Source organism: Kitasatospora sp. NPDC127035, assembly GCF_042726075.1.
Classification (GTDB): domain Bacteria; phylum Actinomycetota; class Actinomycetes; order Streptomycetales; family Streptomycetaceae; genus Kitasatospora.
Map to the genome: position 1 here is coordinate 170,173 of NZ_JBHXDN010000004.1, position 19,059 is coordinate 189,231.

Below are 19,059 nucleotides of genomic sequence, written 5' to 3' on the forward strand. Positions count from 1 at the left end.
CGGCGCGTCCTCCGTGAACGGGATCCGCCTCCCCCGCCAGGGGGATCCGGCGGGGAGGGCACGGTTCCGGGGGAGGAGCGGGAGGTGCGGGGCGGCCCCGGGCAGGCTCCGGTCCGACCGGCGTGCGGCACCGGGCGGGGCGGGTCCGAAGGTCTTGTTACCGACGGGTCGCTTCCCTATCATCGCGGGTGTGACAGCTTTACTGTCAGACCTCGGAGGGGCAGGGGCGCCCGTGCGTGACGGTGGTGTGCGTGGGAACGGCGGCCCGCTGGCCGGGGTCCGCGTGGTCGAACTCGCGGGGATCGGCCCCGGCCCCTTCGCCGCCATGCTGCTGGGCGATCTCGGCGCCGACGTGGTCCGGGTGGACCGCCCGGAGCCCTCGCCGCTCGGCATCGAGCCGGCGTACGACGTCGCCAACCGCAACAAGCGCTCGGTGGTGGTCGACCTCAAGTCCGCCGACGGGCCCGCGCGGGTGCTCGACCTGGCCGCCCGGGCCGACCTGCTGATCGAGGGCTACCGCCCCGGCGTCGCCGAACGCCTCGGCGTCGGGCCCGAGGAGTGCCACGCCCGCAACCCGGCGCTGGTGTACGGCCGGATGACCGGCTGGGGGCAGCAGGGGCCGCTGGCCGCCCGGGCCGGCCACGACATCGGGTACACCGCGGTGGCCGGGGTGCTCGGCCTGGTCGGCCGGGCGGGCGGCGGCGCGGACGAGCCGCCCGCCGTCCCCGCCAACCTCCTCGGCGACTACGCGGGCGGCTCGCTCTACCTGGTCGTCGGCCTGCTCGCCGCGCTCCACCACGCCCGCGCGACCGGCGCCGGCCAGGTCGTCGACGCCGCGATCGTCGACGGAGCCGCCCACCTCACCGCCGTCCTTCAGGGCCTGCTCGCCGCCGGCCGGTGGCAGGACCGGCGGGGCGCCAACCTGCTCGACGGCGGCGCCCCGTTCTACGCCGTCTACCAGGCCGCCGACGGCGGCCACCTCGCGGTCGGTGCGCTGGAACCGCAGTTCTACGCCGAGTTCGCGCGACTGCTGGAGCTCGGCCCGGACGCGCCCGGCCAGTGGGAGACCGACCGCTGGCCCGAGCTGCGGGCCCGCATCGCCACCCGGTTCGCGAGCCGCACCCGGGCCGCGTGGGAGGCCGTCTTCACCGGCTCCGACGCCTGCGTGGAACCGGTCCTGACGATGCGTCAGGCCGCTTCGCACGCACACCTGGTGAGCCGCTCCACCTACGTCGAGGTGGACGGCGTCACCCAGCCCGCGCCCGCCCCGCGGTTCTCCGCCACCCCGGGGGCGCTGCGCCGCCCGCCCGCCCGCCCGGGCGCCGACACCGCCGAGGTCGCCCGCGACTGGGGCGTGCCCTCCCTGGCGGCCGGACCCCCGGGCGCCGGCTGACGGCTCGCCCCTTCCCCGGCCCCCGCCCGGCCGCCACCCCCTCGACCCTTCCCCCCAAGGAGCCCACCGTGCAACGTGATCTCTTCACCGAGGAGCACGAGGACTTCCGGGCGACCGTCCGGTCCTTCCTCGCCAAGGAGGTGCAGCCGCACTACGACCGCTGGGAGAAGGCCGGCATCGTCGACCGCGCGGCCTGGCTGGCCGCCGGCCGCCAGGGTCTGCTCGGGCTCGCCGTCCCCGCGGAGTACGGCGGCGGGGGCACCGCCGACTTCCGCTACGCCGCCGTGCTCGCCGAGGAGTTCGCCCGGGCCGGCGCCTCCGGGCTGGCGCTCGGCCTGCACAACGACATCATCGGCCCGTACCTCACCTCGCTCGCCACCGAGGAGCAGAAGCGCCGCTGGCTGCCCGGCTTCTGCAGCGGCGAGCTGATCACCGCCGTCGCGATGACCGAGCCCGGGACCGGGTCGGACCTCCAGGGCATCCGCACCCGGGCGGTCGACGACGGCGACCACTACCTGCTCAACGGCGCCAAGACCTTCATCTCCAACGGCATCCTCGCCGACCTGGTGGTCGTGGTCGCCCGCACCACCCCCGAGGGCGGCTCGCACGGCCTCAGCCTGCTGGTGGTCGAGCGCGGGATGCCGGGCTTCGAGCGCGGTCGCAACCTCGACAAGATCGGCCAGAAGGCCCAGGACACCGCCGAGTTGTTCTTCCAGGACGTCCGCGTCCCCAAGGGGAACCTGCTCGGCGAGCTGAACGGGGGCTTCGTCCACCTGATGCAGAACCTCGCCCAGGAGCGGCTCACCATCGCGGCCGCCGCGATCGCCGGCGCCGAGTACCTGGTCGAGATCACCACGGAGTACGTCAAGCGGCGCGAGGCCTTCGGCCGGCCGCTGGCCAAGCTCCAGCACGTCCGCTTCGAGATCGCCGAACTGGCCACCGAGTGCGCGGTCACCCGGGCCTTCGTCGACCGCTGCATCACCGAGCACAACCGCTACGCGCTCACCCCGGCCGACGCCTCGATGGCCAAGTGGTGGGCGACCGAACTGCAGAAGCGGACCGCCGACCGATGCCTCCAACTCCACGGCGGGTACGGGTACATGACCGAGCACCCGGTCGCCCGGGCGTTCACCGACGGCCGTGTCCAGACCATCTACGGCGGGACCACCGAGATCATGAAGGAGATCGTCGGCCGCTCCCTCCTCGGCTGACCGCGCCCGCCCGCCCCGCCGCCGGCCCGCCGCCGGCCGTCCGCTCGTCCGCCCGACCGTCCGCCCCTCGCTCCGACCGGCTTCCGACCGCCCGGACACCCGTGCAACCCTCCGCGTCTGAAAGGCTCCTCACCGTGACCACCGAAGCGTACGTCTACGACGCGATCCGCACCCCGCGCGGCCGGGGCAAGGCCGGCGGCTCGCTGCACGGCACCAAGCCGATCGACCTCGTCGTCGGCCTGATCCACGAACTGCGCCGCCGCTTCCCCGACCTGGACCCGGCGGCGGTCGACGACATCGTGCTCGGTGTGGTCAGCCCGATCGGCGACCAGGGCTCCGACATCGCCCGCATCGCCGCCATCGCGGCCGGCCTGCCCGACACCGTGGCCGGCGTCCAGGAGAACCGCTTCTGTGCCTCCGGTCTCGAAGCCGTCAACCTGGCCGCCGCCAAGGTCCGTTCGGGATGGGAGGACCTCGTCCTGGCCGGCGGCGTCGAGTCGATGTCCCGGGTCAGGATGGGCTCCGACGGCGGCGCCTGGGCGATGGACCCGATGACCAACTACGAGGGCTACTTCGTCCCGCAGGGCGTCGGCGCCGACCTGATCGCCACCATCGAGGGCCTCTCCCGCACCGACGTCGACGCCTTCGCCGCCGAGTCCCAGGCCCGGGCGGCCAAGGCCCAGGCCGACGGCCTCTTCGACCGCTCGGTCGTCCCGGTGCGCGACCGCAACGGCCTGCTCGTCCTGGAGCGCGACGAGTTCATCCGCCCCGGCACCACCGTCGAGACGCTGGCCGGACTCAAGCCCTCCTTCGCCACCATCGGCGAGGCAGGCGGCTTCGACGCCGTCGCCCTGCAGAAGTACCACTGGGTGGAGGCCGTCGACCACGTCCACCACGCCGGCAACTCCTCCGGCATCGTGGACGGCGCGGCCCTCGTCGCCATCGGCAACCGCGGGATCGGCGAGCGGTACGGGCTGCGCCCGCGCGCCCGGATCGTCTCCGCCGCCGTCTCCGGCTCCGAGCCGACCATCATGCTCACCGGTCCGGCCCCCGCCACCCGCAAGGCGCTCGCCAAGGCCGGACTGACCGCCGCCGACATCGACCTGGTCGAGATCAACGAGGCCTTCGCGGCCGTCGCCCTGCGGTTCATCCGCGAGATGGGCTTCTCGCCCGAGCAGGTGAACGTCAACGGCGGCGCGATCGCCCTCGGCCACCCGCTCGGGGCCACCGGCGCGATGATCCTCGGCACCCTGATCGACGAGCTGGAGCGGCGCGACCTCCGCTACGGCCTGGCCACCCTCTGCGTGGGCGGCGGTATGGGCATCGCCACCGTCGTCGAGCGCATCTGACCCCCCTCCTGGAGACGTAGATCCCATGTCTGACACCACCATCCGCTGGGAGCAGGACCAGGACGGCGTGGTCACCCTCGTCCTCGACGACCCCACCCAGTCCGTCAACACCATGAACGAGGCCTTCACGGCCGACTTCGAGGCAACCGTCGCCCGGCTGGCCGGCCTCGGCGAGGAACTGCGCGGCGTCGTCGTCACCTCCGCCAAGAAGACCTTCTTCGCGGGCGGCGACCTCAAGCTGCTCTCCGTCGCCCGCTCCGAGGACGCCGCCGCCGTCTTCGAGAAGTCGATGCGCATCAAACGCGCCCTGCGTGCCCTGGAGACCCTGGGCAAGCCGGTGGTCGCCGCGATCAACGGCAGTGCGCTCGGCGGGGGCCTGGAACTCGCCCTCGCCTGTCACCACCGGATCGCCCTGAACACGCCCGCCAGCCGGATCGGCCTGCCCGAGGTCACCCTCGGCCTGATGCCCGGCGGTGGCGGAGTCGTCCGCACGGTACGGCTGTTCGGCATCACCGACGCGCTGCTCAAGGTGCTGCTGCAGGGCCGCCAGTACCGGCCGGCGCAGGCGCTCGACAACGGGCTGATCCACGAACTCGTGGAGACCCCGGAGGAGTTGACCGCCCGAGCGCGTGCCTGGATCGAGGCGAACCCGACCGCCGTCCAGCCCTGGGACGTCAAGGGGTACCGGATCCCCGGCGGTACGCCCAGCACCCCGGCGCTCGCCGCCAACCTGCCCGCGTTCCCGTCCAACCTGCGCAAGCAGCTGGCCGGCGCCCCCTACCCGGCGCCGCGCAACGTGCTCGCCGCCGCCGTCGAGGGCGCCCAGGTGGACCTCGACACGGCCATGGTCATCGAGGCCCGCTACTTCACCGAGCTGGCCTGCGGACAGACCAGCAAGAACATGATCCAGGCCCTGTTCTTCGACATGCAGGCGGTCAACTCCGGTGCCGGCCGGCCGGATTCCTTCGAGAAGCGGACGGTCCGCAAGGTCGCCGTCCTCGGCGCCGGCATGATGGGCGCTGGCATCGCCCACGCCTGCGCCAAGGCCGGCCTCCAGGTGCTGCTCAAGGACGTCACCGTCGAGGCCGCGGAGCGCGGCAAGGCCTACTCCGAGGGCCTGTTGGCGAAGGCGGTGGCCCGCGGCCGCACCACCGCGGCGCAGCGCGACGAACTGCTCGCCCGGATCACGCCCACCGCCGAGGCCGCCGACCTGGCCGGCTGCGACGCGGTGATCGAGGCCGTCTTCGAGAACCCCGAGCTGAAGCACAAGGTGTTCCAGGAGATCGAGGGCGTCGTCGCCCCGGACGCGCTGCTCTGCTCCAACACCTCCACGCTGCCGATCGGGCTGCTCGCCGAGGGCGTCGAGCGCACCGCCGACTTCATCGGCCTGCACTTCTTCTCGCCGGTCGACAGGATGCGGCTGGTGGAGATCATCCGCGGCCCGCAGACCGGGGACGAGGCGCTGGCCCGCGCCTTCGACCTGGTCCGGCAGATCGACCGGACGCCGATCGTGGTCAACGACTCGCGCGGCTTCTTCACCTCCCGGGTGATCGGCCAGTTCCTCAACGAGGGCGTGGCGATGGTCGGTGAGGGCGTCGACCCGGCCACCGTCGAACAGGCCGCCGCCCAGGCCGGCTACCCCGCCAAGGTGCTGTCACTGCTCGACGAGCTGACCCTCACCCTGCCGCGGAAGATCCGTGACGAGTACCGGCGGTCCGTCGAGGCGGCCGGCGGCGAGTGGACCGCCCACCCCGCCGACGCGGTGGTGGACCGGATGGTCGACGAGTTCGGCCGCCCCGGCCGCAGCGGCGGCGCCGGCTTCTACGAGTACGGCGAGGACGGGAGGCGCGGCCGGCTCTGGCCGGGTCTGCGCGAGCACTTCACCCGGGCCTCGGTGGAGGTCCCCTTCGAGGACCTCAAGGAGCGGATGCTGTTCAGCGAGGCGCTGGACTCGGTCCGCTGCCTGGAGGAGGGCGTGCTCACCTCCGTCGCCGACGCCAACGTCGGCTCCATCCTCGGCATCGGCTTCCCGGCCTGGACGGGTGGCGTCCTCCAGTACGTCAACGGCTACCCGGGCGGGCCGGCCGGCTTCGCGGCCCGCGCCCGCGAACTCGCCGCCGCGTACGGCGAGCGGTTCGCGCCGCCGGCCCTGCTGGAGCGGATCGCCGCCGAAGGCCGCACCTTCAAGGACTGACGTACCGTCAGCTGGGCGAGGCCCCGTCCTCCGCGGCCTCGCCCAGTTCCTCCCGGAGCGACCGCTGGAACGCCGTCACCAGCGCCTGCGCCACCATCGGCCGGATGTGGCCCGTGAGCGCCTTCATCCGCTCCACCTCGTCCGGAGCCGGCTCGCTCTCCCGGTACGGCCGCCACACCGTCTCCCGGAACAGCCGCTGCAACTCCCGCGCCGTCGCCCGGCTGTGCTCCAGCACCACCGCGCGCGCGGCCTGCAGCGTCTCCAGGGGGATCGGCACGTCCAGGATCCGCACGCCCAGCGGCAGCAGTCCCGGGTCCACCCGGAACACGTCCGGGTCCGCCGTCCGCTCCAGCGCCCCCATCGCGGCCAGCCGGTCCACCTGCTCCTCGGACAGTCCCCGCCCGGCCCGCCGCTCCAGCTGCACCCGGCCCACCTCCTCCGGTGTCTCCGGCGTCCACGACGCCACCAGCGCCCGGTGGATCGCCAGGTCCAGCGGGGTCGAGTCGTGCGGCAGCCGCCCCAGGTACCGCTCGATCGCGGCCAGGGTCAGGCCCTGCCGCTGCAACTCCTCGATCAGCCCCAGCCGGTCCAGGTGCTCCGCCCCGTACCACCCGACCCGCCGGGCCCCCAGCACCGGCGGCGGCAGCAGCCCCTTCGTCCCGTAGAACCGTACCGTCCGGACGGTCACCCCCGCCCGCGCCGCCAACTCGTCGACCGTCAGCCGCACCTCCACCCCCGCCTCCCGCTCCGCGCCCGCCGCATCCCGCACCGTCACTGTGACACCGCGAGTGTGACACCGCTGTGCCACCCGGTCCACTGCCGCCGCCCGCCTCCCGCCGCCCGCCTCCCGCCGCCCGCCGCCCCGGCCTTCCGCCGCCCGGCCGCCCCGGCCGCCCGGGGAGTCCGGGTACGGCGCCGGGCCCGCGCTCCGTGGGGAGCGCGGGCCCGGCGGTCGTGGCAGCGGTGGTGCCGACGGTGCGGACGGTCGCGTCGGCGTCAGCGGGTGGCGGTGTCGACGAGGTCGGGGTGGTGGCGGCGGGTGACCTCGGGGTGGGCCCTCGTGTACCCCTTCCACTCGTTGAAGCCGAAGTCGGCGTAGAGCGGGTTGGCCGGGTCCTGGGTGGCGCCCGGGGCGTGGTGGGCGAGGGGGAAGTCCAGCGGTTCGACGTGGGCGTCGAGCCGCGGGTTGTAGAAGAAGGGGACGGAGAAGCGCTCCCGGGCGCCGGCCGGGCTGACCACGCGGTGGCTGGTGGCCTTGAGGTAGCCGTCGGTGGCGACCTCCAGCAGCTCGCCGAGGTTGACCACGAAGGCGCCCTCCATCGGCGGGACCTCCAGGAAGCTGCCGTCCGAGCGCTCCACCTGGAGACCGCCGACGGTGTCCTGGAGGAGGAGGGTGATGAAGCCGTAGTCCTTGTGCGCGCCGACGCCCTGGCCGGCGCCGTCGGGGGCGGTGCCCGGGTAGCGGACCAGCTTCAGCCGCAGGTGCGGGTGGCCGGCGAAGGCGTGCTCGTAGAAGTCGGGGCGGGCGCCGATCGCGGCGAGCAGTTCGTGCAGCAGCCGGCGGGCGACGTCACCGAGCCGGTCGATCCAGCCGAGGGCGGCGGTCCGCAGCTCCGGGAGCGCCTCGGGCCACTGGTTGGGGCCCTCCAGCCACCAGTAGGAGGGCTCGCCCGGGGCGGGGACGTGCGGGGGCAGCTCGGCGCCGATGTCGAGCTGGTCGCGCCAGTCCTGGCTGCCGCCGGTGCGCTCGTCGCCGGTCCGGGTGTAGCCGCGGTAGTGCGGGGAGTTGAGGTTGGCGACGGCGAGGCGGTCGGCCTCGGGGAGGGCGAAGAAGGCCCGCATGGCGGCGGTCAGGGCGGTCGTCTCGTCCGCGGGGACGCCGTGGCCGACGAGCTGGAAGAAGCCGACGTCGGTGGCGGCGGCGCGGAGCTCGTCGTGCAGCCGGGTGCGGTCCTCGGGGCTGCCACCGGCGAGCGAGAGGTCGATCACCGGGAGGCTGTCCAGCAGGGCGGGCGCCGTCCCGGGGGCGGTCCCGGATGCGGCCGCTGCGGTCGTGGCGACGGCTGCGGCCGGGGCTGCGGTCTCGTGCTCGACGGAGGGGGTGGTGGGGTGCTGCTGCGTCATGGGTGACATCCGCTGGGTCTCGTCCCGACCCGTTCCGGTGGTGACCGGGGACGCCGGGGACGCGCCTGGTGCGGCGGGTGTGCCCGGGGGTCGGGGAGGGGGAACGGCCGGCAGGGGCCGCGCTGAGGGTGGGAAGGTGCGAGGTTCAGCTGGAGCGTCGACAGGACATGCTGGTCACGCGGAGCAGGTCCACGTGGCGACGGCGAACGAGTATGAGCACGTCACCAGCCTAGATCAAGGGTTCGAGGAGCGGAGAAGGGCCCGTGGCGCCGGGGGTCCGGGCCGGAACATGTCATAGCCATGACGAGATGGTGCTCTCGTGGTGGACGGCAGGCAAGAGGGCGGGAAAGGGGTACGGGCAGCGGGCGCGGGACGGGCGGGCGCGGAGGGGCCCCGTCCGCCCGTCCCGCGCCCGCCCCGCCGGTCAGGCCGGCAGCGTCGCCGCGTACGCCTCGATCGCGTCCCGCTGGTACGCGGCCAGGCCCGGCGCGATCGCCTCGTACGCCGCCCGCCACGGCTCGTTCTCCACGCAGGCCCGGCCCATCGCGCGGAACTCCTCCACCGGCACCGGCCGGATCCCGGTCAGCGCCCGGTGCTGCGCCTCGATCTGCGCCCGCACCGGCCCGTCGTCGACGGGCCGGCCGGCGACCATCAGCTCGGCCAGCCGGACCATCTGCGCGGTGCGCAGCCGCTGGCCGGCCTCGACCTCCTGCGGACTCATCGCGGCGGTGACGCGCCCGGCGGCCTCGGCGAGCTCCGGGAACTCGCGCAGACCCTCCTCGTAGTCGGTGGGCCGGACTCCCTCGAAGAGGTTCTCCGGCCGGTTGATCTCGGTCATCGGCGTGCCGTCCTTCCTGGATCGCTCCAGTTCGGTGATCGTGCGGGAGACGGTCCCGGCCAGCGCGTCGAGCCGGTCCCGCTCGGCGAGCAGTCGCCGGTGGTGGCCGCGCAGGGCCTCCAGCTCGTCCACCTGGGTGGCCAGGATCCGGCCGATCTCGGAGAGCCCCAGCCCCAGCGCCCGCAGCACGAGGATCTGCTGGAGCCGCAACAGGTCCCGCTCCTCGTAGTAGCGGTGGCCGTTGGGGCCGATCCGCGCGGGCGGCAGCAGCTCGATCTCGTCGTAGTGCCGCAGCGTCCGGGCGGTCACGCCGGACATCCGGGCGACGTCGGCGATGGGCCAGGCGGCCATGCGTTCTCCCTCACGTGTCCCACCGGGCCGGTCGGTCCGGCCCTGGTCAGGACGGTAGGGGCTTCCGTTGCGGCAACCGCAAGCCCCGGCGCGCCTCCGGCGCGCCCGGCGGGCCCGCCCGTGACGGATCCCACCCTGCCGCTCGGGTGGCGGAGGGTGAGGCCGGGCCCCGGCCGCCGCGTCGTACGCCCCACCGGCCCTGCCGGTCGGGGGGAATGGTGCCGCTCAGGGGGCTCGCTCTCTGCTGCCGGCCGGTCGTTCGGCCGGGCGGGGCATCCATCCTGACGCCCCGCCCGGGCGCGGCTGATCAGTCGGAGTCGGCGTTCGACTCGTCGCGCGGGCGGAGCCGTTTGCCCCGTGCCGCCCGGACCGCCTTGTTCTGGCGGCGTCGCGATCCCTCCTCGTCGCCGTCCTCGGTCGAGTAGCGGGCGATCTCGGCCTGTGCGGCGGCCTCGGTGGCGCGCTCGGGGGCGGCCGGGGGCGGGGTGGTACGTCGGAAGAACGGCACGGATCCTCGATGGGTCAGCGGTGGATGGTGGAGATGATCAGGAGCGTGGCGAGGACCAACAGCCCGGCGCCCGAAACGGCGTAGGCCGCTCTCGCCCGCGCGGGGTCCGGCAGCCCCCACCGGTAGCGGTCCGAGGTATCGCGGTACTCGCCCTGGCCGTCGTCGATCACCGGGCCGGGGCCCGCCCGGGGCATCCGGGGTGACCGGAGATCAGTTCACGCCGCGCGTCGACCGTGCGGTGCAGGGGCCCGCGCGTGCAGGCCCGGAAGTGAATGCACGTCCCCGTGGTCTCTGGCAGGGGAACTCCGGTCCCGCCCGCGATGCTCACCGGGCCCCGCCGACTGCGTGGAAACGCCGCTGCTCCAGCTTCTGTCGAGTCTCCCAGAGCCGGCGGCTCCGGGCCAGCATCTCCTCGACACCCTGGAGCGCCTTCTCCCAGGCAGGGCCTGATGGGGCGAAGAACCCGGTAGGGGTGGCGTCGGTGTCGATGGTGAGGTTGCTCATCGCTGTCGTCACGCGCCCAGCATCGACATCCCCGCGGACCGACACCAGGGCCACGGTGGGTACCCACGATGGAGCCGTGTCAGGACGTCGAGCAGAGCTACGCTGCTGCCACCATCGACCCCGGGAGGCCCCCGTGCCCGCACCGGAACCACTGCCCGGACGCCTGCTCGGCGACCCCGCGTTCGCCAGCGCGTGCGCCAACCGCGAGATCAGCATCCTCTTCCAGCACGCGAAGAGGGCAGGCATCGGCTCCGCGCAGATCGCCCGCCGCACCGGGCTCACGACCAGCCGTGTCACCGAGATCATGACCGGCGGTCGGGCCGTGTCCAGTATGGACGTGATCGAGCGCATCGCCGACGGTCTGCGCATCCCCGGCCGCATGCTCGGCCTCGCCGACCGCCCGTGGGAGCCGGCTCCCGAGCCGACCTCCTACCGTCCCTCCGCCGTACCCGAGACCTGGGAAGTCCTCGACATGCTGTCCCGCTCCACTGCCTCCGACGCCGCACTCGGCCATCTGGAGGCCGCGGTCGCCGATGTCGCCTACCGCTACCCGGCCACCCCGCCCGCCGAGTCGGTGCCCGTACTTCAACGCCAACTCGTCGGCGTGCACGACATGCTCGCCCGTCCGCAGGCCCTCGCCGCGCGGCGCCGGGGTGTGCGGATACTGGCGGCAGTCTCCGGCCTCCTCGGCCTCGCCCACCACGACCTCGGAGACCGTGGCCGCAGCGACGCGCACTTCCACCTCGCCACCGCCGCTGCCAGCGAGGGGGAGGCAGGCGACCTGACCGCCTGGCTCCTGACCATGCAGAGCATCGTCGAGTACACCGCAGGACGGCGCGGCACCGCCGCCGCCCTCCTCCAGCAGGCCGCCGCCCACGCCGAGACTGCTGCCCCGCGACGTCGGGCGTGGGTCACCGCCAACCTGGCCAGGGTCCTCGCCGCTCACGGGGACCGCTCCGAGGCGCTGGCCGTGCTCGACCAGGCTGCCCACCACCTAGACCTCGCCGACAGCGAGCCCCCCGGTGGCCTCGACTTCTTCACCGCCCCGCGCCTCGACGGCCTCGCCGGCGAGACACACTCCCATCTCGGCGAGCATGAGGCGGCCGGCCGCCTGCTCGAAGCCGCACTCGGTCGGCGGGACGCCGCCGACACCAAAGGGCGCGCCGTCCTCACGCTCGACCTTGCCGGGGTACGGCTCGCTCAGGGCGATCTTCAAGCAGCGTGTGAGACCGCGCACGCAGCCCTCGATGTCGCGGGGGCCACCGTCGTCCAGCCCCTCCTTCTCCGGGCCCGTGCGCTCCAGCAGGCCCTGACCCCGTGGGCTGCAGAGAGGCCCGTGCAGGAGCTGACTGCGCGCGTGAGAGAGTCGAACCGCCAGCTCGCACGCGCGTAAGAGGGGGCCCGGTGTCGGACTCGGAGTGGCAGGTCTACGGGCAGCGGCAGGTCTACGGCTCGCCGTGGGTAGAGCTGTGGCTCGCCGATGTCGAGGTGCCCGGCGTCGGCCGGATCGACCACCACGTCGTCCGGATGCCCCGGGCCTCCACCACCGCAGTCGTCACCGACGAGGACGGCCGGTTCCTGTTGATCCACCGGCACCGCTTCATCACCGGCCGTTGGGGCTGGGAAGTGCCGGCAGGCTGGGCCGACCCCGGTGAGGAGCCGGCCGCAGCCATCGCCCGCGAGGTCGAGGAAGAGACCGGGTGGCGTCCCGGCCGGATCGAGCTGATGACCGAGTACGACGCCATGGCAGGCATCTCGGATGCCCACTTCCGCTCCTACCACGTCACCGGCTGCACGCGGATCGGCGAGCCGACCGACATCTCCGAGGCAGCCCGGGTGGAGTGGCTGACCGAGGCCGAGGTGGTCGACCTGCTGACGAGCCGGGAGGTCTCCGACGGCCCCTCGCACGCCGCGCTCTCCTACTACCTAGGCCCGCACCGGCTCGCGAGGAGATCGAGGCCGCACTGAAGGGCTGACCCCGGACACGTCGTCGGCGGCGACCGGAACGGTCAGCCGGGTGTGGGCGGTCAGCGTGGTGCTCGTGGGCCAGGCGGCCATGCGTTCTCCCTCACGTGTCCCACCGGGCCGGTCGGTCCGGCCCTGGTCAGGACGGTAGGGGCTTCCGTTGCGGCAACCGCAAGCCCCGGCGCGGCCTCCGGCTCGCCCGGCGGGCCCGCCCGTGACGGATCCCACCCTGCCGCTCGGGTGGCGGAGGGTGCGGCCGGGCCCCGGCCGCCGCGTCGTACGCCCCACCGGCCCTGCCGGTCGGGGGGAATGGTGCCGCTCACGGGGCTCGCTCTCTGCTGCCGGCCGGTCGGTCGGCCGGGCGGGGCATCCATCCTGACGCCCCGCCCGGGCGCGGCTGATCAGTCGGAGTCGGCGTTCGACTCGTCGCGCGGGCGGAGCCGATTGCCCCGTGCCGCCCGGACCGCCTTGTTCTGGCGGCGTCGCGATCCCTCCTCGTCGCCGTCCTCGGTCGAGTAGCGGGCGATCTCGGCCTGTGCGGCGGCCTCGGTGGCGCGCTCGGGGGCGGCCGGGGGCGGGGTGGTACGTCGGAAGAACGGCACGGATCCTCGATGGGTCAGCGGTGGATGGTGGAGATGATCAGGACGGTGGCGAGGCCGTCACGTGTCCGGGTGGTCGGCGGTCGGCGGCGGGCAGTGCAGGACGAGCGCGGTGAAGGCGGTGAGGTCCGCCAGCCACGGAACCGCCCGTGAGGCTCACTGTCTGGGTCCCTCGGCGGTGATCTGCACGGTGCACCCGGCGTGGTCGACGATCCAGTAGTCGACCAGGTCGCGCGCGCCGTCCTGCTGACCGTGGCCGTACTGCAGGCAGCGGCGGCAGACGCCGCACGTCCCCCGCTCCGCCTCCGGCTGCTCGGGCGACGAGATGGTGCGCTCGGTCACGGCTCCTCCTGAGGGGTGGAGCGACAGGTGGGGTGTGCGACGACCGCCCAGCCGAGCGGGGCCGTGGCGGGTCCGGTCTGTACGTAGCGGTGCCCGTCCGGTATCAGGTCGCCCTGGTCGCCACCGCAGCAGATACACGCGCGACGCTGGCGTTGGGCCTCGGTGAACGGAGCGGGGGGCGGCGGGTACGTCGTCGTCACACCGGAATGGTCGGCTCACCTGATGGGACGTCATACCGCGGTTGCGGGACGTTCGGGACGTTTCGCTGGTACACCTTGATTCGTCCCCACCGTGAGAGGCGAGTCCATGAGTAGTCCCCTTCGCGACGCACTGACCCGTGCTGGAATGACCGAGTCTCAGCTCGCTCGGGTGTGCGGAGTCGACCCCAAGACGGTCGGTCGTTGGATCTCCAATCCGACGCGCGAGCCCCATGCCCGGCACCGCGCGGCGGCCAGCCGGGTCCTCGGCGAGGAGGAGATCGTGCTCTGGCCGTTCGTTCAGCAGCTCGTGAAGTCGGGCCCGGACCGCGAGCTCGTCCAGATGTACCCGTACCGGTCGGCGGCGCCGGCCACGCTGTGGCGTCAGCTGATAAGGGGTGCTACCCGCGAGCTGACGTTCGCCGGGTACACCAACTACTTCCTGTGGCTGGAACACGCCAACTTCGGGGCCCTGCTCCGCCAGAAGACGGAGCAGGGCGTCCGCGTCCGCTTCATCCTCGGCGAACCCGGCCACCCGATCACCCGGCAACGCGAGCTGGAGGAGGACGTCCCCCTCACTCTCTCCACCCGGATCGAGGTCACCCTCTCCGAGCTGGCCAAGCTGAGGGACACCAGCATCGCGGCGCGGTACGAGACCGGGCACGTCAGCCTGTCCGTCTTTCGCTTCGACACCGACATGATCGTCACCCCGCTGCTTCCCGGTAGGACCGGCCACGACGCCCCGATGATGCACCTCCGGCGCGCCCAGGACGACGGAGTATTCGACCGCTTCGCCGGGCACACGGAGGAGTTGTGGGCCAAGGGCCGCGACGTGTGGACGATCCCGACGACGACGGAGGCTGCTCATGCCCAGGCGTGATTACGAGGACGACCCGAACGCCCCCAAGGCCAACAGCCTGGTGCCGGCCGCGAGCGTCGTAGTGGTCGATGACGACGGCCGCGTCCTCCTCCAGCGCCGCACCGACAACGGCATGTGGGCCCTCCCGGGCGGCAAGATGGACCTCGGCGAATCCCTCGCAGGGTGCGGCATCCGCGAGACCCGCGAGGAGACCGGCCTCGATGTCGAGATCACCGGCATCGTCGGCACCTACACCAACCCCGGGCACGTCTTCGCCTACGACGACGGCGAGGTCCGCCAGGAGTTCAGCATCTGCCTCCTCGGCCGCCCGGTCGGCGGCGAGCTGGCAGTCTCGGACGAGTCCCACGAGGTGGCGTGGTTCACCCCGGCCGAGACGGACGCCCTGCCGATGGTGGCGAGCATCCGCAAGCGGCTCTCGGACTGGCGGTCTGGAGCGATCCCGGCCGTGCGCTGACCTGGCCCAGCAGTGACCACACAGGACGAAGCGCCCCCGCCCGCCCGCCCGGCCGTAGCCGAGGGAGGGCGCGGTGCTTCACGGGCGGATGATCGCCAGCGCAGTGGCCAGAGCTGTCAGGATCCCCGAGGCGATGCCGACGACCGCCGCCACCACCTGCTTGGTGACGCCGGCGGCTACGGCCAGGCCGACGCCGACACCGGGCGTTGCCTCGGGGATGCCGGATGCCGGATGTCTGGACGATGAGCGACAGCGCAGCCGCGATGCCGAGGCAGGTCTGGACGGTGGTACGGATCGTACGGCGTGTGGAGTCGCGCATCGTCAGTTCCCCTTCGTGGTGACGTTGAGCTGCAGGCCGTCGGCGAGCGCCTGCTCGACTGCGGCGCGCACCTCGTCCTGGGTGGTCTGCGGCAGGGATCGCAGGGCCTGCCCGAGCGGCCCGACGACCCACTTCAGCGGGTGGTCGCGCGGGTCGGCCGGGTCGGGCTTCAGGGCCTGGAGCAGCCAGTACAGGACGGAGTGGGTGTCGAGGTCGCAGGTCGCGTCGAGCTGGCGCCGGACGGCGGCCACGATGTCGCCGATGGTGATGCCGGCCAAGGGGTCCTCCTCCGGTACGAGCGTCGGGGTGCCCGGCGCCGGGGGCTTGGGGTGGGCGGGGCGGTCGCCCCGGTCGCGCCGGACATCCGGGCGACGTCGGCGATGGGCCAGGCGGCCATGCGTTCTCCCTCACGTGTCCCACCGGGCCGGTCGGTCCGGCCCCGGTCAGGACGGTAGGAGCTTCCGTTGCGGCAACCGCAGGCCCCGGCGCGGCCTCCGGCTCGCCCGGCGGACCCGCCCGTGACGGATCCCACCCTGCCGCTTTCCGTCCGGTTCGAGGCCGTTCCCGCCCACCGGGTGCCCGGTCCTGCTCGGCCAAGGTTTCTTGGCCGAGCCTTGGTCGCGTCTTTGCCTTGCGCCGTCCGGGCGCGCACCCGTCCCTCGCGAGAGTGATCCCACACCAGGGACCGCAGCCTCTCCCCAGCAGGAGCACCGATGAACCGTACGATCCGCACCCGCACCGCCGTCGCCGCAGGCGCCGTCGCCCTCGTGGCCGCCGCGCTGGGCGCGTTCACCGCCGGTGTCGGCGTCGCCCGGGGCGACGACGAGCAGGACCGCCGCAACAAGGCCGCCCAACGCGAGGTCGCGGCCCTCTTCGACCAGTGGAACGCGACCCTGCAGTCCGGCGACCCGGAGAAGGTCGCCGCCCGCTACGCGGCCGACGCGGTGCTGCTGCCGACCGCCTCGCCGCGGATCCGCACCAACCGGGAGGAGATCGCCGACTACTTCGAGCACTTCCTGCAGAAGAAGCCGTACGGCGAGCGGCTCCGCTCGGTGGTCACCGTCCTGGACGCCGACTCGGCGATCGACGCCGGCCTCTACCGCTTCCACCTCACCGACCCGGGGACCGGGGCGGCCGAGCAGGTCGACGCCCGTTACTCGTACGAGTACGAGAAGCGCGGCGGCAGATGGCTGATCGTCAACCACCACTCGTCGGTGCTCCCGGCCGAGAGCTGACCGGACACGGCCCGGACACGGCCCGATCGCGGCCGGGACGCGGCTCGGATGTGGCCGGGATGAGGTCCGGACGCGGCCCGGCCAGGCCGGTTCCACCGGCCGGCCTGGCCGGAAACCGCCCCCCGCGCGGAAACTCACGAGCCCTCGCCGCCTCCGCTCCGTACCCTCGCGCCAGTGAAGACCCGACCGGACGACATCGACGACCACCGGCTCCGGAGCGGCCTCCGGGCGTTCGGGATCGACGCCGCCGACCTCTCCCACGCGCCGGTCGGCCACGGCGACCACCACTGGACGACGGTCGGCGCCGACGGCCGGCGGTGGTTCGTCACCCTCGCCGACCTCGCCCACAAGAGCCACTGCGGACCCGAGCCGGAGTCGGCGTACAGCGGACTGCGCCAGGCCATGGCCACCGCCCGGGCGCTCCGCCGGCTCGATGTCGTGGTCGCCCCCGAGGCGACGGCCGGCGGCGAGAGCGCGCTCCGGCTCGGAGACCGGTACGCGCTCAGCGTCTTCCCGCACGTCGACGGCGCCACCGGCCACTTCGGCGAGGAGCTCGCCCCGGCCGACCGGGCCCGCCTGGTGGACGCGCTCGCCCGCCTCCACCGCGCCGAGCCGCCCGCTCCGGTGCCGCACCGCCACCCCGGGCTCTCCGCCCGCACCCGCCTCGACGCGGCCCTCGCGGACCGGACCCGGCAGTGGACCGCCGGCCCGTACGGCGAGCGCGCCCGTGAGCTGGTCGCCGACCACACGCCCGGCCTCCGGCGGGCGCTGGACCGGTTCGACCGCCTGGTCGGCGGGCTCGACGGCGCGCTCGTCGTCACCCACGGCGAGCCGCACCCCGGCAACCTGCTGCGCCCGCCCGGCCGCGTGCTGCTGGTCGACTGGGACACCGTCGGGCTGGCCGTTCCCGAGCGCGACCTGTGGTTGGTCGGTGCGGACGCCGACGACCTGGCCCGTTACGCCGAGGCCACCGGCCACACCCCGCGTCCGGCGGCGCTGGCCCTGTACCGGCTGCGCTGGGCGCTGGAGGACGTCGACGCGTATCTGCACTGGTTCCGCTCGCCGCACACCGACAGCGAGGACGCCCGCGACTCCTGGGCCGCCCTGGCCGGCACGGTGCGCGAGCTGGCCGCGTCGGCCTGACCGGCTCGGCGGGTACCGCCCCGCCGCCCACCGCCCCCACCGCCCACCGAACGGACGAACGGACGATGACCCCCGAATCACCCTGGCGAATACCCGACTTCCGCACCCTCTTCACCGCCACCGCCCTCGCCCAGCTCGGCACCAACATCGGCTACGTCGCCCTCCCGCTGATCGCCGTCACCGCCCTCGACGCGAGCCCCGGCCAGGTCGGCGCGCTCGCGACCCTCAGCACCCTCGCCTTCCTGCTCATCGGCCTGCCGGCCGGCGCCTGGGTGGACCGGATGCGCCACCGGCGCGTGCTGATCGTCGCCGACCTGGTGAAGGCCGCGCTCTACGCGTCCATCCCGCTCGCCTGGGCGTTCGGCTCCCTCACCCTCTGGCAGCTGTACGGCGTCGCCCTGCTGGCCGGCTGCGCGACGGTCTTCTTCGACGTGGCCTCACAGAGCGTGCTGCCCCAGCTCGTCGGACGCGGCCACCTGGTGCAGGCGAACGCCGCCGTGGTCGGCCTGATGGCGGTCGGCAACATCGCCGGGCGCAGCGCCGGCGGCGCGCTCGTCCAACTGCTCACCGCACCGGCCGCCATCGCCGCGACGGCGGTCAGTCATCTCGGCTCCGCGCTGCGCCTGATCGCCCTCGGCCGCACCCCTGCGGCCACGCCTGCGGCCGGATCCCCGCCCGGCCCGGTGCCCGCCACCGGGCCTGCGCCCGCACCCGGACCGGCGTCGGGGGAGCGGACCGCACCGGGCCTGGGCGCGCAGATCGCCGAGGGTCTCCGGCACGTCTTCGGCAACGCCGAGCTGCGGGGGCTCGCGCTCTCCGCCGCCGTCGTCAATCTCGGCTACCAGGTCGTCAACACCCTGCTTCCCGTGGTGTTCGTCCGGGAACTGCACCTGCCCGCCGGTGCCCTGGGGCTGTTCTGGGCGGTCGGCGGGGTCGGCATCCTGCTGGGTTCCCGGTGCGCCCGCCCGATCGCCGCCCGGGTCGGCTACGGCCGGACGCTCGGGCTGGCCGGGCTCGTGGTCGCGCCCGCCGCGCTGCTGATCCCGCTGGTGGGGGAGGGTGTGCGGCTGTACGTGGCGGGCCTCGGCTGGCTGTTGATGCTCTTCAAGACCGGGATGGACAACGTGCTGGGCGTCAGTCTGCGCCAGCGGATGACCCCGGACCCGCTGCTCGGCCGGATGAACGCGACCTTTCGCTTCCTGCTGACGGGGGCGATGGCGGTGGGGTCGGCGCTGGCCGGCGTGTTCGGTGAACTGGTCGGACTGCACGCCACGTTGTGGCTGGGAGGCGCCCTGCTCTCGCTGTCGTTCCTGCCGGTCTTCCTGTCGCCGGTCCGGACCCGCCGAGCCCTCCCCGACGCGTCCTCCCCGGACTTCCCTCCGGTCCCGCCCGTGCTGCCGTCCGCTCCGTCGGCTCCGACCCTTGACCTGAAGCGGGGTTGAGGTTCGATCAT

21 protein-coding genes are annotated in these 19,059 nt (G+C 73.8%); 11 read left to right on the forward strand and 10 right to left on the reverse strand.

Annotated elements, in window-relative coordinates; genetic code table 11:
* Positions 1–232: 232 nt before the first annotated feature.
* The 4 genes from ACFWIC_RS03835 to ACFWIC_RS03850 all read left to right on the forward strand — a co-directional run bounded on the left by ACFWIC_RS03835 (position 233) and on the right by ACFWIC_RS03850 (position 6,147).
* Positions 233–1,393 (forward strand): CaiB/BaiF CoA transferase family protein, encoded by a 1,161-nt coding sequence (locus ACFWIC_RS03835; protein WP_380515540.1) that lies wholly within the window; start codon positions 233–235, stop codon positions 1,391–1,393.
* A 68-nt stretch (positions 1,394–1,461) separates the two neighbouring features.
* On the forward strand, positions 1,462–2,604 hold the full coding sequence (locus ACFWIC_RS03840) for an acyl-CoA dehydrogenase family protein (RefSeq protein ID WP_380515542.1): 1,143 nt from the start codon (positions 1,462–1,464) through the stop codon (positions 2,602–2,604).
* A gap of 134 nt (positions 2,605–2,738) precedes the next feature.
* Positions 2,739–3,953 carry an acetyl-CoA C-acetyltransferase gene (locus ACFWIC_RS03845; RefSeq protein ID WP_329879370.1) on the forward strand — a complete coding sequence of 405 codons (1,215 nt, stop codon included), beginning with the start codon at positions 2,739–2,741 and terminating at the stop codon, positions 3,951–3,953.
* Between the two features lie 25 nt (positions 3,954–3,978).
* Positions 3,979–6,147, forward strand: coding sequence for a 3-hydroxyacyl-CoA dehydrogenase NAD-binding domain-containing protein (locus tag ACFWIC_RS03850; RefSeq protein ID WP_380515545.1), 2,169 nt, complete (start codon positions 3,979–3,981; stop codon positions 6,145–6,147).
* 7 nt (positions 6,148–6,154) lie between these two features.
* Here the strand turns inward: ACFWIC_RS03850 and ACFWIC_RS03855 are convergent, their stop codons facing one another.
* The 6 genes from ACFWIC_RS03855 to ACFWIC_RS03880 all read right to left on the reverse strand — a co-directional run bounded on the left by ACFWIC_RS03855 (position 6,155) and on the right by ACFWIC_RS03880 (position 10,484).
* On the reverse strand, positions 6,155–6,922 hold the full coding sequence (locus ACFWIC_RS03855) for a MerR family transcriptional regulator (RefSeq protein ID WP_329948082.1): 768 nt from the start codon (positions 6,920–6,922) through the stop codon (positions 6,155–6,157).
* A gap of 221 nt (positions 6,923–7,143) precedes the next feature.
* Entirely contained in the window at positions 7,144–8,154 is a 1,011-nt protein-coding gene (locus ACFWIC_RS03860; RefSeq protein ID WP_329948122.1) for a 2-oxoglutarate and iron-dependent oxygenase domain-containing protein, read from the reverse strand.
* A gap of 541 nt (positions 8,155–8,695) precedes the next feature.
* Positions 8,696–9,460, reverse strand: a complete 765-nt coding sequence (locus ACFWIC_RS03865; RefSeq protein WP_380515548.1) for a MerR family transcriptional regulator — start codon at positions 9,458–9,460, stop codon at positions 8,696–8,698.
* 307 nt (positions 9,461–9,767) lie between these two features.
* Positions 9,768–9,968, reverse strand: coding sequence for a hypothetical protein (locus ACFWIC_RS03870; RefSeq protein ID WP_380515550.1), 201 nt, complete (start codon positions 9,966–9,968; stop codon positions 9,768–9,770).
* A 14-nt stretch (positions 9,969–9,982) separates the two neighbouring features.
* A complete protein-coding gene (locus ACFWIC_RS03875; RefSeq protein ID WP_380361046.1) occupies positions 9,983–10,162 on the reverse strand; it encodes a hypothetical protein in 180 nt (59 codons plus the stop codon).
* A gap of 130 nt (positions 10,163–10,292) precedes the next feature.
* Entirely contained in the window at positions 10,293–10,484 is a 192-nt protein-coding gene (locus tag ACFWIC_RS03880) for a hypothetical protein (RefSeq protein WP_380361047.1), read from the reverse strand.
* A gap of 121 nt (positions 10,485–10,605) precedes the next feature.
* Between ACFWIC_RS03880 and ACFWIC_RS03885 the strand changes: the two genes are divergently transcribed.
* Complete coding sequence (locus ACFWIC_RS03885; protein WP_380515554.1) at positions 10,606–11,865, forward strand: helix-turn-helix domain-containing protein; 1,260 nt, start codon at positions 10,606–10,608, stop codon at positions 11,863–11,865.
* An 11-nt stretch (positions 11,866–11,876) separates the two neighbouring features.
* The gene (locus ACFWIC_RS03890; protein ID WP_329948981.1) at positions 11,877–12,440 is read left to right on the forward strand and encodes an NUDIX hydrolase; all 564 of its coding nucleotides are present in this window, start codon (positions 11,877–11,879) and stop codon (positions 12,438–12,440) included.
* A 398-nt stretch (positions 12,441–12,838) separates the two neighbouring features.
* Here ACFWIC_RS03890 and ACFWIC_RS03895 read toward each other — a convergent pair whose 3' ends face one another.
* From ACFWIC_RS03895 to ACFWIC_RS03905, 3 genes are all read right to left on the reverse strand, one after another.
* A complete protein-coding gene (locus ACFWIC_RS03895) occupies positions 12,839–13,039 on the reverse strand; it encodes a hypothetical protein (protein WP_380361045.1) in 201 nt (66 codons plus the stop codon).
* 153 nt (positions 13,040–13,192) lie between these two features.
* Entirely contained in the window at positions 13,193–13,378 is a 186-nt protein-coding gene (locus ACFWIC_RS03900; protein ID WP_329879360.1) for a hypothetical protein, read from the reverse strand.
* Positions 13,375–13,578 carry a hypothetical protein gene (locus ACFWIC_RS03905; protein ID WP_329879359.1) on the reverse strand — a complete coding sequence of 68 codons (204 nt, stop codon included), beginning with the start codon at positions 13,576–13,578 and terminating at the stop codon, positions 13,375–13,377. Before ACFWIC_RS03905 ends, ACFWIC_RS03900 begins: the two co-directional genes overlap by 4 nt.
* A 145-nt stretch (positions 13,579–13,723) precedes the next feature.
* Here ACFWIC_RS03905 and ACFWIC_RS03910 point away from each other — a divergent pair, with 145 nt between their 5' ends.
* A complete protein-coding gene (locus ACFWIC_RS03910; RefSeq protein WP_380515559.1) occupies positions 13,724–14,455 on the forward strand; it encodes an XRE family transcriptional regulator in 732 nt (243 codons plus the stop codon).
* Entirely contained in the window at positions 14,442–14,909 is a 468-nt protein-coding gene (locus ACFWIC_RS03915; protein WP_329879357.1) for an NUDIX domain-containing protein, read from the forward strand. Before ACFWIC_RS03910 ends, ACFWIC_RS03915 begins: the two co-directional genes overlap by 14 nt.
* A 321-nt stretch (positions 14,910–15,230) precedes the next feature.
* On the opposite strand, the gene ACFWIC_RS03920 is transcribed toward ACFWIC_RS03915, so the two are convergent.
* Positions 15,231–15,506 carry a hypothetical protein gene (locus ACFWIC_RS03920; protein WP_380361052.1) on the reverse strand — a complete coding sequence of 92 codons (276 nt, stop codon included), beginning with the start codon at positions 15,504–15,506 and terminating at the stop codon, positions 15,231–15,233.
* 435 nt (positions 15,507–15,941) lie between these two features.
* Between ACFWIC_RS03920 and ACFWIC_RS03925 the strand changes: the two genes are divergently transcribed.
* The 3 genes from ACFWIC_RS03925 to ACFWIC_RS03935 all read left to right on the forward strand — a co-directional run bounded on the left by ACFWIC_RS03925 (position 15,942) and on the right by ACFWIC_RS03935 (position 19,048).
* Complete coding sequence (locus tag ACFWIC_RS03925) at positions 15,942–16,463, forward strand: SgcJ/EcaC family oxidoreductase (protein ID WP_329948316.1); 522 nt, start codon at positions 15,942–15,944, stop codon at positions 16,461–16,463.
* A 174-nt stretch (positions 16,464–16,637) separates the two neighbouring features.
* On the forward strand, positions 16,638–17,606 hold the full coding sequence (locus tag ACFWIC_RS03930) for an aminoglycoside phosphotransferase family protein (protein ID WP_380515563.1): 969 nt from the start codon (positions 16,638–16,640) through the stop codon (positions 17,604–17,606).
* Between the two features lie 65 nt (positions 17,607–17,671).
* A complete protein-coding gene (locus ACFWIC_RS03935; RefSeq protein WP_380361054.1) occupies positions 17,672–19,048 on the forward strand; it encodes an MFS transporter in 1,377 nt (458 codons plus the stop codon).
* The last annotated feature ends 11 nt before the right edge of the window (positions 19,049–19,059 follow it).

Excerpts from the sequence above, each read along its gene's own strand:
- ACFWIC_RS03910 (WP_380515559.1), top strand. The coding sequence starts at position 13,724 with ATGACCGAGTCTCAGCTCGCTCGGGTGTGCGGAGTCGACCCCAAGACG.
- ACFWIC_RS03865 (WP_380515548.1), bottom strand. The coding sequence starts at position 9,460 with ATGGCCGCCTGGCCCATCGCCGACGTCGCCCGGATGTCCGGCGTGACC.
- ACFWIC_RS03935 (WP_380361054.1), top strand. The coding sequence starts at position 17,672 with ATGACCCCCGAATCACCCTGGCGAATACCCGACTTCCGCACCCTCTTC.
- ACFWIC_RS03925 (WP_329948316.1), top strand. The coding sequence starts at position 15,942 with ATGAACCGTACGATCCGCACCCGCACCGCCGTCGCCGCAGGCGCCGTC.
- ACFWIC_RS03875 (WP_380361046.1), bottom strand. The coding sequence starts at position 10,162 with ATGCCCCGGGCGGGCCCCGGCCCGGTGATCGACGACGGCCAGGGCGAG.
- ACFWIC_RS03915 (WP_329879357.1), top strand. The coding sequence starts at position 14,442 with ATGCCCAGGCGTGATTACGAGGACGACCCGAACGCCCCCAAGGCCAAC.
- ACFWIC_RS03850 (WP_380515545.1), top strand. The coding sequence starts at position 3,979 with ATGTCTGACACCACCATCCGCTGGGAGCAGGACCAGGACGGCGTGGTC.